9 protein-coding genes, 3 tRNA genes and 1 pseudogene are annotated in these 13,166 nt (G+C 71.9%); 8 read left to right on the plus strand and 5 right to left on the minus strand.

Annotation, left to right across the window (positions count from 1 at the left end):
• Window positions 1-94: 94 nt before the first annotated feature.
• The 8 genes from AAW14_RS35535 (at window position 95) to AAW14_RS35570 (ending at window position 5,199) form a co-directional block, all read left to right on the plus strand.
• Complete coding sequence (locus AAW14_RS35535; protein ID WP_265568580.1) at window positions 95-412, plus strand: histone-like nucleoid-structuring protein Lsr2; 318 nt, start codon at window positions 95-97, stop codon at window positions 410-412.
• Between the two features lie 469 nt (window positions 413-881).
• Window positions 882-956, plus strand: a tRNA-Gly gene (locus AAW14_RS35540).
• A gap of 113 nt (window positions 957-1,069) precedes the next feature.
• Window positions 1,070-1,145 (plus strand) — tRNA-Gly (locus AAW14_RS35545).
• Window positions 1,146-1,315: 170 nt separating this feature from the next.
• The gene (locus AAW14_RS35550; protein ID WP_265568581.1) at window positions 1,316-2,323 is read left to right on the plus strand and encodes an ABC transporter ATP-binding protein; all 1,008 of its coding nucleotides are present in this window, start codon (window positions 1,316-1,318) and stop codon (window positions 2,321-2,323) included.
• Complete coding sequence (locus AAW14_RS35555) at window positions 2,320-3,096, plus strand: ABC transporter permease (protein ID WP_265568582.1); 777 nt, start codon at window positions 2,320-2,322, stop codon at window positions 3,094-3,096. Before AAW14_RS35550 ends, AAW14_RS35555 begins: the two co-directional genes overlap by 4 nt.
• Before the next feature lie 115 nt (window positions 3,097-3,211).
• Window positions 3,212-4,486 (plus strand): sensor histidine kinase, encoded by a 1,275-nt coding sequence (locus AAW14_RS35560; protein WP_265568583.1) that lies wholly within the window; start codon window positions 3,212-3,214, stop codon window positions 4,484-4,486.
• Complete coding sequence (locus tag AAW14_RS35565) at window positions 4,483-5,103, plus strand: response regulator transcription factor (protein ID WP_265568584.1); 621 nt, start codon at window positions 4,483-4,485, stop codon at window positions 5,101-5,103. The genes AAW14_RS35560 and AAW14_RS35565 overlap by 4 nt, the downstream gene beginning before the upstream one ends.
• A gap of 23 nt (window positions 5,104-5,126) precedes the next feature.
• Window positions 5,127-5,199 (plus strand) — tRNA-Gly (locus tag AAW14_RS35570).
• 201 nt (window positions 5,200-5,400) lie between these two features.
• Here the strand turns inward: AAW14_RS35570 and AAW14_RS35575 are convergent.
• The 5 genes and pseudogenes from AAW14_RS35575 to AAW14_RS35595 form a co-directional block, all read right to left on the minus strand.
• Window positions 5,401-6,300: a phosphoribosylaminoimidazolesuccinocarboxamide synthase gene (locus AAW14_RS35575; RefSeq protein ID WP_265568585.1), complete on the minus strand. Its 900-nt coding sequence runs from the start codon at window positions 6,298-6,300 to the stop codon at window positions 5,401-5,403.
• A gap of 98 nt (window positions 6,301-6,398) precedes the next feature.
• Window positions 6,399-7,898, minus strand: a complete 1,500-nt coding sequence (locus AAW14_RS35580; RefSeq protein ID WP_265568586.1) for a N,N-dimethylformamidase beta subunit family domain-containing protein — start codon at window positions 7,896-7,898, stop codon at window positions 6,399-6,401.
• A 351-nt stretch (window positions 7,899-8,249) separates the two neighbouring features.
• Entirely contained in the window at window positions 8,250-10,298 is a 2,049-nt protein-coding gene (locus AAW14_RS35585) for a hypothetical protein (RefSeq protein WP_265568588.1), read from the minus strand.
• Window positions 10,299-10,788: 490 nt separating this feature from the next.
• Window positions 10,789-12,045 carry a phosphoribosylamine--glycine ligase gene (purD, locus tag AAW14_RS35590; RefSeq protein WP_265568587.1) on the minus strand — a complete coding sequence of 419 codons (1,257 nt, stop codon included), beginning with the start codon at window positions 12,043-12,045 and terminating at the stop codon, window positions 10,789-10,791.
• 138 nt (window positions 12,046-12,183) lie between these two features.
• Window positions 12,184-13,166: pseudogene (locus AAW14_RS35595) on the minus strand (DNA polymerase III subunit gamma and tau); the annotation flags it as partial.

A 13,166-nucleotide genomic window follows, 5' to 3' on the forward strand; every position in this document is an offset into this window, starting at 1 on the left:
TGCCGGACAGTCGACATCTCCCCGACATCCGCCGGACGTCCGAGCACGTCATGGTGTGTGGTCGCGGAGGTGCCGCACGAAGGGACCGATATTCGTGGCGCAGCGTGTCGTGGTCACTCTCTTTGACGACATCGACGGCTCAGAAGCGGCGGAAACGATCGCCTTCGGACTGGACGGCAAGTCGTACGAGATCGACCTCAACCGAGCCAATGCCAAGAAACTGCGTAAGGCACTGGCACCCTACGTCGAGGCCGGCCGCAAGAAGGCCAAGTCCGGGAAGGCGTACACGCACACGGCGCTGACGCCCGACCCGGCCGCCGTCCGCGCCTGGGCGCGCTCCAACAAGATGGACGTACCGCCGCGGGGCCGCATCCCCAAGAAGGTGTACGAGGCGTTCGCCGAGTCGCACTGACGCGTTGCGGGGCCGGTCGGGGCCCCCTCGCCCCGACCGGCCCCGCTTCTGTCCGGGCCCCGCTTGCGTCCGGGGCCCGCTTGCGTCCGGGGCCCGCTTGCCCGGCCTCGCTTGTCCGGGGTCCTTGTCCGGGGTCCTAGTCCCGGGCTCGCCTGTTCGGGGCTCTCGGCCCGCCGTTGCTCCTTGTCGCGACCACATCCATTGCGACCGCTCCCGATGCGGCTGCTCCAGATGCGACGGCTCGCGTGGCGGCCTCTCCCGATGCGACCGGTCCCGATGCGGCTGCTCCCGATGCGACGGCTCGCGTGGCGGCCTCTCCCGTTGTGGCCGCCCGGTGTGGCAGTCGTCCGTCCCGCGAGGGCCCAATCGATGCCTGGGGACAACCGACTTGCGTGGACCCCCTGGCGATCAGCTAGAGTCTGGACCACGCCGAGGGGCAAGGCCGAAAGGCCGAGACCTGAGGAGTCACGCGGGTGTAGTTCAGTAGCAGAACACCCCCTTTCCAAGGGGGAGGCGCAGTGTGCAATCCCTGTCACCCGCTCCACGGCATCGGTCCGACCATCCATGAGGTCCCTTCCGCTCGAGGTTGTCGAGAGCTTGGGGACGATCAGGTAGGCTGGTGCTCGCACCGATCGGTGAAAGCCGGTCGGGGGCAATGCGGACGTAGCTCAGTTGGTAGAGCGCAACCTTGCCAAGGTTGAGGTCGCGAGTTCGAGCCTCGTCGTCCGCTCCAGGTGGTAAAGGCCCCGGTCGGTCGACCGGGGCCTTTCTCATATACACGGTCCCTTGGGCCTTTCGCCTCGCCTCGTGCCGGGCGGGCTCCGTAGGGGTTCTGACATTTGTCATGTGGAGTGATGACATCGCGCACTGCTCGCATGCTTCGTGCGCGGGGACGCTTGAACCATGAACACGAACGAGCGCGATGAAGTGATCGAGGTCACTGATCTGCGACGTGTGTACGGGGGCGGCTTCGAAGCGGTACGCGGGATCACCTTCTCGGTGGCCCGGGGCGAGCTCTTCGCGCTCCTCGGCACCAATGGCGCGGGCAAGACCTCCACGGTCGAACTGCTGGAAGGCCTCGCGCAGCCGACCGGCGGCACGGTCCGCGTCCTTGGGCATGATCCGTACGACGAGCGGGCAGCCGTCCGCCCCAGAATCGGCGTGATGCTCCAGGAGGGCGGCTTCTCCTCGGAGCTGACGGTCACGGAAACCGTACGCATGTGGGCGGGCTGCACGAGCGGAGCGCGCCCCACCGGAGAGGCCCTGGAACTGGTCGGCCTGGAGCGTCGCGCCGACGTTCGCGTGAAGCAGCTGTCCGGGGGCGAGAAGCGGCGCCTGGACCTCGCGCTCGCCCTCCTCGGACGCCCCGAGGTGCTCTTCCTGGACGAGCCGACGACGGGCCTGGATGCCGAAGGACGGCGGCACACCTGGGAGTTGGTACGAGACCTGCGCGCCCACGGCACGACGGTGGTGCTCACCACGCACTACCTGGAGGAAGCGGAGGAGCTGGCCGACCGGCTCGCGATACTCCACGAGGGTCGCGTCGCCGCCTCCGGCAGCCCGGCCGAGGTGACCGCGGCCCAGCCCTCCCGGATCTCCTTCGAACTGCCCGAGGGGTATCTCCTCGGGGACCTGCCGCCGCTGGGGAAGCTGGGCGTGACCGGACACGAGACGAGCGGCCGCGCGGTCCGCCTGCGGACACGCGAGCTGCAACGCACGGCAACCGCACTGCTGTTGTGGGCCGAGCACGCCCGCGTCGAGCTGCGCGCCCTCGACATCAGGTCGGCCACGCTGGAGGAGGCCTTCCTGCGTATCGCCCGCGACGCGGGCGATACGCACGGGCCGTCCGAGCCCCCCGGGCACGGGAACGGGGCGGCAAGGACGCCCATGGACAAGGAGGCGGTGGCATGAGCAGCGCCGCGACCACCCCGACCGCCCGGCTCGGTGTCCTCGCCCGTGCCGAGCTGACCCTGCTCGGCCGCAACAAGGGGGTGGTGACCACGGCGGTGCTCGTTCCCGTGGCGCTGCCGTTCAGCGTGCGGCCCGCGGTCGAGCAAATGAACCTCAAGGGGGCCGGGCTCACGGTCGGGACGGTGATGGTCACGGCCGCCATCGGCTTCTCACTGCTCTTCGCGGTGTACATGGCTCTGGTCAGCGTCTACGTCGCGCGCAGGGAGGAGCTCGTGCTCAAGCGGCTGCGCACCGGGGAGCTCACCGACTGGGAGATCCTCACCGGTGCGGCGCTGCCCGCGGTCTGCGTCGGCGTCGTGCAGTCCCTGCTCCTGGCCGTCTGCTCTGTGGCGTTCCTCAACGCCGAGGCACCGCGCGCACCCCATCTGGTGGTGTTGGGAGTGCTGTTGGGCCTGGTGCTGTGCGCGGCGCTGGCGGCGCTCACCGCGAGCTTCAGCAGGACCGTCGAGAGCGCACAGGTCACGGGACTGCCCATGCTGTTCGTTTCGATGGTCGGCTCGGGCATCACGATCCCGTCGGACGTCCTGCCCCATCGCATCGCCTCCGTCTGCGCACTGCTGCCGCTCTCCCCGGCGATACGGCTCATACGCGGTGGCTGGACGGGCACCCTCTCGGTACCCGAAGTTCTGACTGCCCTGATGCCTGCGATGGCCTGGGCCCTTGCCGCGGTGTTTGCTGTACGACGGTGGTTCCGCTGGGAACCCCGGCAGTGACCGGGTGAGCGACGGGCGGAGAAGCGGAAGGACTGAGCTCACGGCCGCGCCGACCGCAGACGAGGGGGATGGACGACATGGGCGGGTACCTGACGGGCGGGCAGGGGGGCACCGGGTGATCGGACGGCTTCGTGACTGGCAGCGCCGTACCTGGCACGACCGCAGCAAGGCGGCCCGGGTGGAACTGCAGAGCGTGATCGTCACGCACTGCACATTCTGGATATTCTCACTGTCCTGGCTGATGCTTCCGCTGCTCTCCGGGCTCAACCGGGGAGTGGTGCCGCACATCCTGGGCGGCCTGCTCCTGCTCGTGGGCATCGTCCAGTGCGTGGCCGCCAACCGGCGCGTCCGGCCCGTCCTCGACCACTACCTGGGACGCGCCCCTCTGTCGCCTCGTGCGCTGAGGACACCGGCCGTCCTGCTTGTCCTGGCCCTGGGGCTCGTCCTGGCCCTGCACATCCTCAAAGAAGCCTCCCCGTCGACGGGGGAGCTGGCTCTCGGCGCCGCGATGATGCCCTTCGGGATGATGTACGGGCTGCTGGTGCCCATCCGGGTGTTCGTCCGACGGGCCGCGCTCCTCGCCGTCGTCCTCATGGCGGCGTTCGGGCTCGCCCGGATGGACGGCGTGGAAGCGCTGGTGACGGCTCTCATGGTCGCCTTCGTCGCCGGCTTCTCCCTGCTCGCCTCGCGTTGCGGGGCGTGGACGCTGTCCGTGCTGTGGGAGGCGGAGCGGGCCCGTCGGATCCAGGCACAGCTGGCAGTCGCCGAGGAGCGGCTCCGCTTCGGACGCGACCTGCACGACGTCATGGGCCGCAACCTCGCGGTGATCGCCCTCAAGAGTGAGCTGGCCGTCCAGCTGGCGCGGCGCGGGCGCCCCGAGGCCGTGGAGCAGATGATCGAGGTGCAGCGGCTGGCCCAGGAGACCCAGCGCGAGGTACGCGAGGTCGTCCGCGGCTACCGGGAGGCCGACCTGAGTACCGAACTCGCAGGCGCGCAGGGCGTGTTGACGGCCGCGGGGATCGCCTGCTCGGTGACGGGTTCGGCCGCCGGACTGCCGGCCCCGGTGCAGTCGGCGCTGGGGTGGGTCGTACGGGAGGCGGCCACGAATGTCCTGCGCCACGGGGACGCGGGCCGCTGTGCGGTGACCCTGCGCGTGGCGGAGGACAGGGCCGTCCTGTCGGTCGAGAACGACGGGGCCCCGAAGTCCGCTCCCGGCCCGGGATCCGGACTGGCGGGGCTGCGCGAGAGGCTGTCCGAGGTCGACGGCACGCTCCACGCCGGACCCGACGGGCGAGGCGGGTTCCGGCTGACCGCCGAGGTCCCGCTCCCCTCGGCTCCCTCGGCACTTTCGCCCTCCGCACCCCGCACCGTGAGCGAGATCACTCCATGACACCTTCTCGACCCGTGCGGCTGCTGCTCGCCGACGACGAACACCTCATCCGCGGAGCGCTGGCCGCGTTGCTCGCCCTCGAGGACGACCTCATGGTCGTCGCCGAGGCGGCGACCGGACCCGAGGCGCTCGCGATGGCACGGGCCCACCGTCCCGACGTGGCCGTGCTGGATCTTCAGATGCCGGGGGCGGACGGTGTGAAGGTGGCCACATCCCTGCGGGCCGAACTGCCGGAGTGCCAGGTACTGATCGTGACCAGTCATGGACGTCCGGGGCATCTGAAGCGGGCGCTGGAGGCGGGGGTGCGCGGGTTCGTCCCGAAGACCGTCAGCGCACAGCGGCTGGCCGAGATCATCCGAACCGTGCACGCGGGAAATCGTTATGTGGATCCCGAGTTGGCCGCGGACGCGATCTCCGCCGGAGACTCGCCGCTGACCGCGCGGGAAGCCACGGTGCTCGAATTCGCCGCCGACGGGGCGCCCGTGGCGGAGATCGCGGAGCGGGCCGCGCTGTCGCAGGGGACCGTGCGGAACTATCTGTCGTCAGCGGTCTCGAAGCTCGGGGCGGAGAACCGTCATGCGGCAGTGCGTCTCGCACGGGAGCGAGGTTGGGTATAGTTGCCCTCGCGCAACGGCGCAGTGCGGACGTAGCTCAGTTGGTAGAGCGCAACCTTGCCAAGGTTGAGGTCGCGAGTTCGAGCCTCGTCGTCCGCTCCGCACAGAAGCCCCCGGCCCAGGCCGGGGGCTTCTTCGTGTGCGTCCACCCCTCGCGACCGGCCCGTCGTCGCGCCAGGAGGATCACCGGGCCCGGCGGGCGAGGCAATGACCGGGCACGGCCATGCCCCGCCCACGTCCGGGAAAGGCCATGACCGATCCACACGCGGGAAGGCCCATGACCCGTCCGCCCGGGTGAGGCTATGACCAGCTGATGCCCGTCAGGCGCTCGTAGGCCTCCGCATACTTCGCTCTGGTCGCCTCCACGATCTCCTGCGGCAGCTCCGGCGGGGGCTGCTCCGCGGCGCGGTCCCAGCCGGAGGCGGGGGAGGTGAGCCAGTCCCGGACGAACTGCTTGTCGAAGGAGGGCTGGGAGCGTCCCGGCTCCCACCGGTCGGCCGGCCAGAAGCGGGAGGAGTCCGGGGTGAGGACCTCGTCGGCGAGGACGAGGGTGTCCCCGTCGTACCCGAACTCGAACTTGGTGTCCGCGAGGATGATCCCCCGGTCGCGTGCGATGTCGCGGGCGCGGCCGTAGACGGCGAGGGTCGCCTGCCGCAGCTGGGCGGCGGTCTCTGCGCCGACCTGGCGGGCGACCTCCTCGTAGGAGACGTTCTCGTCGTGCTCGCCGACCGCGGCCTTGGTGGCGGGGGTGAAGATCGGGGCGGGCAGCTCCGAGCCGTTGACCAGACCCTCGGGGAGGGCGAGGCCGCAGACGGTGCGGGACTCGTTGTACTCGACGAGTCCCGAGCCGGTGAGGTAGCCCCGGGCCACGCACTCCACGGGGACCATCTGCAGGGACTTGCAGACGAGGGTGCGGCCGGCCCAGTCGGCGGGGGCGTCGGGTGGAAGTTCGGTGCTCAGGACATGGCTCGGGACCAGGTCGGCGAGCTGGTCGAACCACCAGAGCGAGAGCTGGGTGAGGATCCGGCCCTTGTCCGGGATCTCGGTCGGCAGCACCCAGTCGAATGCGGACGTACGGTCGCTGGCGACCATCACGAGGTCGCCCGCCTCGTTCTGGTACAGCTCGCGCACCTTCCCGGTGTGCAGATGCACCAGACCCGGGACCTGGACGGGCTCGGGCTTTTCGACGAATCCGGACACGGTTCCTCCCCGTGGTTCTCTCCAATTGGCTCGATTCTCCCGTATGCGAGGAGCAAGCCGGTGCGCGGGGCCGGTTCCGGAGCCGGTACGGGGCGGAGTCAGTCGCGTTTGCAGATGCGGTCCAGAAGGTTCGCGGTCGCCTGCTGGATACGGGCGTCCACGTGGCCGGGCCGGTCAAGCGCGGGGGACCAGGCGAACGTTCCTGCCGCGAAGACCAGGGAGCCGGACGGGGCGCGGTAGAGCGAGGTCTCCTGGTGGCGCAGGACCCCCTCGCTGTCCCGGTACGGGGAGTGGGCGAGCAGGATGCGGCCCTGGTGCTCGGGCAGCGGCGCGCGGGGGAAGTAGCGGTCGGCTTCCCCTGCGACCATCCCCTCAAGCTCGTCGCCCTCATGGGCGCCGGTCGCCTCCCACAGCCAGTGGTCGGCATTGCGGACGACGAGTGGGTGGGGTTCCGGTACCCGGCCCGCGTACTGGATCCCGATCATCTCCTGCTCCGGACGGTCGATCTCCCGCCACAGCGTCGGCCTGCCGGGGCCTCGGCGCTTGCGGCAGGTGAGCAGGCGGTCGGGCACACCGGACGGCGACGGGCCCAACTCCACCTGCCAGTACATGGTGTTGGCGGAGAGGAAGACGAGCGAGGTGCCCTGTTCGCGGGCGAGTTCCACGGTGCGGCGCATCTGCGTCGACCAGTACTCGTCGTGGCCCGGGAAGACGAGGCCGCGGTAGCGGCTGGGGTCGACGCGGCCGGCGTGCAGATCGCGGGCGTCCGCGTAGGCGATGTCGTAGCCGTAGCGCTCGGCCCAGCGGATGAAGTCGTAGGCGTGACCGACGTGCAGGGGGAGGCCCGCGCCGGCGTACGGGCGGTCGAAGGAGACCGTGATGGCGGCGTCGGCCTCGCCGAGCAGCCGGCCGTTCTCGTCCCAGGCGTGGTAGAGGCTGGCGCCGGTGCGGCCGTCCTCCGGGTAGAGGTTGTAGGCCTGCCAGGTGACGTCCGGGAGCAGCAGGAGCAGGTCCGCCGGGCGGGTGTCGCGGACGGTGAAGGGGACGTGCGAACGGTAGCCGTCGGCCGTGGTGAGGACCGCGACATACGCACCGATACTCCAGTACGACGGGATCTGCAGCCGCCAGGAGAGCCACCAGTGGTGGCAGGAGACCGTGCGGTCGGCGGTCAGCGGGGGCGGCTGGACGATGCCGGAGAGACGGGGGCTCGTGGTGATCTTGGATGCCCCGTCGCCGCCGTAGTGCCCGATCCGGTAGACGTCGACCGCGAACTCCTGGGGCGGGTCGACGGTGATGTGGAAATCCAGGGCCTCGCCCGGGGCGACCGCGCCGGTGGACGTGAACCCCTTGATCTGGCGGTGGACGTCGTCGGCGGAGCGCGGTCCGCCGACGCGGGGCGCCGGGATGCGGGACCCCTTCCGGCCCTGGGACGGGACGTGGGCCGGCGCCGGGTCCACATACCAGGGGACCACGTGACCGGTGTCGTCGAAGTAGGTCTCGCTGCCCCGGAGCCAGGGAACGGGGCCCTGGCCGAAAGGATCCGTCACGGCATGCGCGAGAGCGCCCGACTCCCAGCGGCGGATGTGCTCCGACCCCATGATTTGTCCCCTCCCTCGTCCCCCCGTGAGCCGCTCGTAAGCCCTTGCAGTGCGCGCGATCGGTCCCAGCACATCACATTACGCACGCACTCCGTCACCGTTCGTCGCGAATTGACGTGAACGGAATGAGATCCTGCGGCCAGGGGTCGGGGTTGCGGCGCTGGCATGTGGGACGTCTCCGCAGGTGGGGCCGGGTTGGTGGGCGGACAATGGGGCGTGTGTGGCCCTCGGCGTCCAGTGCGCCGGAGCCGAAGTCGGATCGTTGGCGGACGGGCGGACGGGCGGACGGGCGGGCGGGCCCGGGCCTCGGCGGGAGGCGTGGTGGGCCCGGTTCGTGCCGACGGCCGGGCTTCAGACCAGCCGGACCGGCTTCTCGGGGCGTATGCCCCGGTGGACGAGCCAGTTGCGCAGGGGCACCGGGTCGCCCTCCTCGACCAGGCTGAGGATCTGGGGGGCCAGATCGGCCGCGCGTTCGCCCCTGACGAGGAGCGAGGGACCGTCCAGCCAGTCGAGGCTCGGCGCCGCCCCTGCCGTGTCCATCGCGGCACAGCACACCATCGCGGTGACGTGGTCGACGAGCAGTTCGCGACCGGTGCGCGGCGGCTGGAGCGGGAACAGCGGGAGCATCCCGTCGTCCCACAGGGCGCGGTCCGGTCCCGGCGGCTGTCCCGTCCCCTCACCGCCGGGTATCGCTCCGGTGACCGCTTCCTCGCGCGCCACCTCGGCGCTGAGTCCGGCAGCCAGGGCAGCGGTCCGCGCACAGGCGACCGCGCCGTCGTCATCGGAGGCTTCCAGGGCGGGGACGTCCAACTCGGGAGCGGTCAGGTCGGAAGCTTGCGGGTCGGAAGCGTGCAGGTCGGAAGGCGCCTGACCAGGAGTGCCGTGGGCGGGAGCGGTCGCGTCGGCAGCGGCGGGCATGTCACTCCGGGCGCCGTCGCCGTCGGGCGCCGCTTCGGGGGGCAACCCGGCGTCTGCGCCGGAGGCGTGGTCCTCGCTCCGGGCGGGTCCTTCCCCGGAACCGCAGCTGTCGCGCGGCATCTGTTTCCCGGTGATGTCGGTGACGGCGGTGGAGCCGCTCCCTCCGCCCGGTGCTGCGGTGCCGCTCCCGGCCGCCTGGACCGTCAGGTACTCCAGTACCCGTTCCAGCGTCGGCCCGTCCGCGTCCCGTGTGGTCCTGTGCGGGGCCTGGTGGACACCCAGGGAGTCCAATACGCGGTGGAGACGGGCGGCGTCCGTGCGCCACTTGCGGTCCACCACCTCGTCCGGGTAGTCGTGCCAGTTCACCGGCGCCCAGTCCGGTCCGGCCTCGGCCGGACCCCCGTGGAAGAGGCGGGCCGCGAGCAGCGACGTGGCCTCGTCCACCGTGCCGGGTTCCTCGAGCAGATCGCAGGCCGGCCGCTCACCCAGACGGGAGGCGAACCCCTCGGCCAGACGGTCCCGGCGCGAGAGCTCCGTGAGCGCCGCGACGACGCCGGCGTCCAGGCGCGAGGGCCAGCGGCCCATCCGCCAGGCGGGCAGCGCGACCCGGGTCAGCAGCCGGTCCCAGCCGGCGTACGCCAGACCCACCTGCTCCTGCGCGACGATCCGCAGCCCGTAGTCCACAGTCTGTGCACGCTCGGCTGCGGCCGCCGCCACCCCCCGTTCCATCTCCTCCGCGTGTCCGCGGCAGCTCCGCAGCAGCAGACGGGCCACCCAGCCGACTCCGGACAGCACCGCACGGCTCACGGCGCCGCGCGCGGGCGCGGACGTCACAGCCACGGCGGCGTCCAGCCCCCGTACGAAACGACGCGCCGCGGCTATGTCCGGGTGCGCCGACGGCCCCGTACCGGCGACGACCGGGGCGAGGACCGCGCGCAGCTCGCCCACCCTCATCCACCACAGGAACGGCGAACCGATGACGAGCACGGGCGCGGTGGGGGCACGGTGCCGGGCGGCCGACAGACCGCGCAGGCCCCATGCCGCGGGTATAGCGTCCCCGGACCGGGGCGGCGGACCGTGGGCGGGATGCGTGCGGTCCTCCAGCCAGCTGTCGCAGTCCGGGGTGAGCGCTATCGCGGACGGGGCAGGGACGTCGAGGCGGTCGGCCAGATCCCGGACCATCCGGTACAGATCGGGGGCCGCGCGCTCCGCGATCGGGACCGTCGGGCTCATGGCCGGGCGGGCACGGGCCACGACCAGGGCGATACCGGCGGCGGCGAGCAGGACGACCGCGGCGACGCCGCTCACGATCCAGCGTGCGTTGCCCCAGTGTCCACCGCTGATGTGACCGGTGGAGACGGCCGCGGTGAGCACGACGGCGACGGCGGCGGGCAGCAGGGCGACGGCCAGCGCCCTGCTGCGGATCCGCAGCACGGCCAGGGCCCGGGAGCGCGCGGCCTGCGCGCCCACCTCCACACCCATACCGGTCACGACCGGACGTCACCCCCTCTGTGCCCGTGCGTTGCTCACTCCCCCACTGTGGCACCCACCACTGACATCGCAATGCCGGTGGGCCAAGTGCCGGAACGCTTGCGCCGCACCCTAGTTGGGGCTCCGGCCCCCGTCATCCGGATGGGGCACCGCTCACTCGATGGAATGGCTTTGGGGAAAGGTGGATGACGCAGGGCAAGGGCCAGGCCCCTGATTGCAGCACGTGCGGCCCTGCGGCCCCGTGCCCGCACGGGATCACCGGAACGCAAGGGACGCGATCCGATCCCCGTCGCCCCCGTCTCCCATGACACGGGCCCCGGATCCGGAGGCGGATCCAGGGCCCACCGGGTTCATCGCCGACCGCTCCCCTACCAGGGTTTCATCGCCCGGCCGCCCGACGACCGGCGTTCGCCACTCGGTCGCTCGACGACCAGGCGTTCGTCACCCGGCCGCTCAACGGCCTCGGGCTGGTATTCAGGCGCTAGACACCGGCTCCGGCCGCCTTCGCCGCGATGTCCGTACGGTGCTGGGAGCCCTCCAGCCCGATGCGATCCACCGCCTTGTACGCCCGTCGGCGCGCTTCCGCGAGGTCCGCACCGGTCGCAGTGACCGACAGCACACGGCCGCCGGCGCTCACCACCGCGTCACTCTCGCGCCTGGTGCCCGCGTGCAGGACGTATGCGTACGGGGCATCCTGGGCCGCCACTTCGTCGAGCCCGCTGATCGGGTCGCCGGTGCGCGGGGTGCCCGGGTAGTTGTGGGAGGCCACGACTACGGTGACGGCCGCGTCGTCGCTCCAGCGCAGGGGCTCGAGGTGGGCGAGGGTGCCGTTCGCCGCGGCCAGCAGCACACCGGCGAGCGGGGTCTGCAGCCGGGCCAGGACGACCTGGGTCTCGGGGTCGCCGAAGCGGGCGTTGAACTCGATGACCCGCACGCCGCGCGAGGTGATCGCGAGACCGGCGTAGAGCAGGCCGGAGAACGGGGTGCCGCGGCGCCGCATCTCGTCGACGGTCGGCTGCAGAACCGTCTGCATAACCTCCTCGACCAGCTTCGGATCGGCCCACGGGAGCGGCGAGTACGCGCCCATGCCGCCGGTGTTCGGGCCCTCGTCGTTGTCCAGGGCGCGCTTGAAGTCCTGGGCGGGCTGGAGCGGCAGGACCGTCTCGCCGTCGGTGATGGCGAACAGGGACACCTCGGGGCCGTCGAGGAACTCCTCGATGACGACGCGCTCGCAGCCGGCCGCGTGCGCCCTCGCGACGTCGAGGTCGGCGGTGACGACGACGCCCTTGCCCGCTGCGAGGCCGTCGTCCTTCACGACGTACGGGGCGCCGAAGGCGTCGAGCGCCTCCTCGACCTCGTCGGCGTTCGTGCAGACGTACGAACGGGCGGTGGGTACGCCCGCGGCGGCCATCACATCCTTGGCGAAGGCCTTGGAGCCTTCCAGCTGCGCTGCCTCACCGGAGGGACCGAAGACGGGGATACCGGCCTCGCGCACGGCGTCGGCGACACCCGCGACGAGCGGCGCCTCCGGGCCCACGACGACCAGTTCGGCGCCGAGCTCGGTGGCCAGCGCGGCCACGGCCTGTCCGTTCATGGCGTCGACCTGGTGCAGCTGGGCCACCTCGGCGATGCCCGCGTTGCCGGGGGCACAGTGCAGCTCGGTGACGTGCGGGTCGAGGGAGAGGGAACGGCACAGGGCGTGTTCGCGGGCGCCGCTACCGATGACGAGGACCTTCACGGGGGTCAGCCTAACCGGCGCGGCGGAGTGGCCTTGTGGGGGCCACCGAAAGCAGGCGGGGCAAGCGTTTGGGGTTTCGCACCAAAAAGGTCCGGAAGGGGCCGGGACAATGGCCCGCCTCACAGCCCGTGCGGTGCCCTACTCGTTCGAGAACTCCTCCACCACCGTGGCGCCCAGCTCCCGGACGATCAGTTCATGGCCCGAGAGGGCCGACTCGTCCAGGTCGGGGTCGTCGTCCTCAGGCATGTCGTCCTCGGGGGCGACCACGTGCCGCTCCGGGGCGGACGACGCGGACGGCGCCGGGGCCGGGGCGGACGGGGAAGCCTCAGGAGCCGGACTCGTCGGCGCGGCCGGACGTGCCGTCGGTGCGGGACGCGTCCCCGCCGCGGAGCCTCCGCCGTGACCTCCGCCTCCCCCGCTCGTGGAGCCGCCGCCGAACCCGGAACCCCCGGCGGCGGGCGGCGCGGATCCACCCGAGGGGTCGACGATCGCCTCGACCTTCCAGTGCACGTTGAACTGCTCGGCCAGTGCCTGCCGCAGCACGTCCTCGCTGCCGCTGCTCAGGAAGTTGTCCCGCGCGCCCGCGTTCACGAAGCCGAGTTGGAGCGTCGTGCCGTCGAAGCCCGCCACCTGCGCGTTCTGGCTCAGCAGGATCCAGGTGAAGCGGCGACGGTTCTTCACCGCCTCCAGGATGTCCGGCCAGAGCATGCGGGGGTCGAGCCCGCCGGGCGCCGGTGCGGAAGCCGCGGCCGGTACGGCGGGGGCCTGCGCGGCAGCGGGCGCGGCCGACTGCCGGGATGCGACTGGTTGCGCGGGTGCGGTCGGGGGCTGCCCGCCGCCCGAGGGCGCTGCCGTGGGCCAGCCTCCGGGCCGCCTGCCACTTCCGGCCGAGGCGGCGGTGGGCCAGGCACCGGGAGCAGCGGCGGTGGGAGCCTGCGGCTGAGCTGCGGGAGCAGGCGGCTGAACCGGCGCCGAAGCAGCGGGAGCGGTCTCCTGAGGTGCGGTGGCCGGCCCGGGAGCGGGCGTCGCCCCGCCGTCCTGGGGGCCGGGGACACCGGTGCCACCGGCCTCGTACGCACCCGGGCCGGGCGCATTGCCCCCTCCACCGGACCGCACCGCCG

This window comes from Streptomyces hygroscopicus (assembly GCF_026168105.1).
Lineage (GTDB): Bacteria > Actinomycetota > Actinomycetes > Streptomycetales > Streptomycetaceae > Streptomyces > Streptomyces hygroscopicus_D.

What these genes read in the sequence shown, in the direction of transcription:
- AAW14_RS35550 (WP_265568581.1), top strand. Translation starts at nt 1,316, where the DNA reads ATGAACACGAACGAGCGCGATGAAGTGATCGAGGTCACTGATCTGCGA.
- AAW14_RS35555 (WP_265568582.1), top strand. Translation starts at nt 2,320, where the DNA reads ATGAGCAGCGCCGCGACCACCCCGACCGCCCGGCTCGGTGTCCTCGCC.
- AAW14_RS35565 (WP_265568584.1), top strand. Translation starts at nt 4,483, where the DNA reads ATGACACCTTCTCGACCCGTGCGGCTGCTGCTCGCCGACGACGAACAC.
- AAW14_RS35580 (WP_265568586.1), bottom strand. Translation starts at nt 7,898, where the DNA reads ATGGGGTCGGAGCACATCCGCCGCTGGGAGTCGGGCGCTCTCGCGCAT.
- AAW14_RS35585 (WP_265568588.1), bottom strand. Translation starts at nt 10,298, where the DNA reads ATGGGTGTGGAGGTGGGCGCGCAGGCCGCGCGCTCCCGGGCCCTGGCC.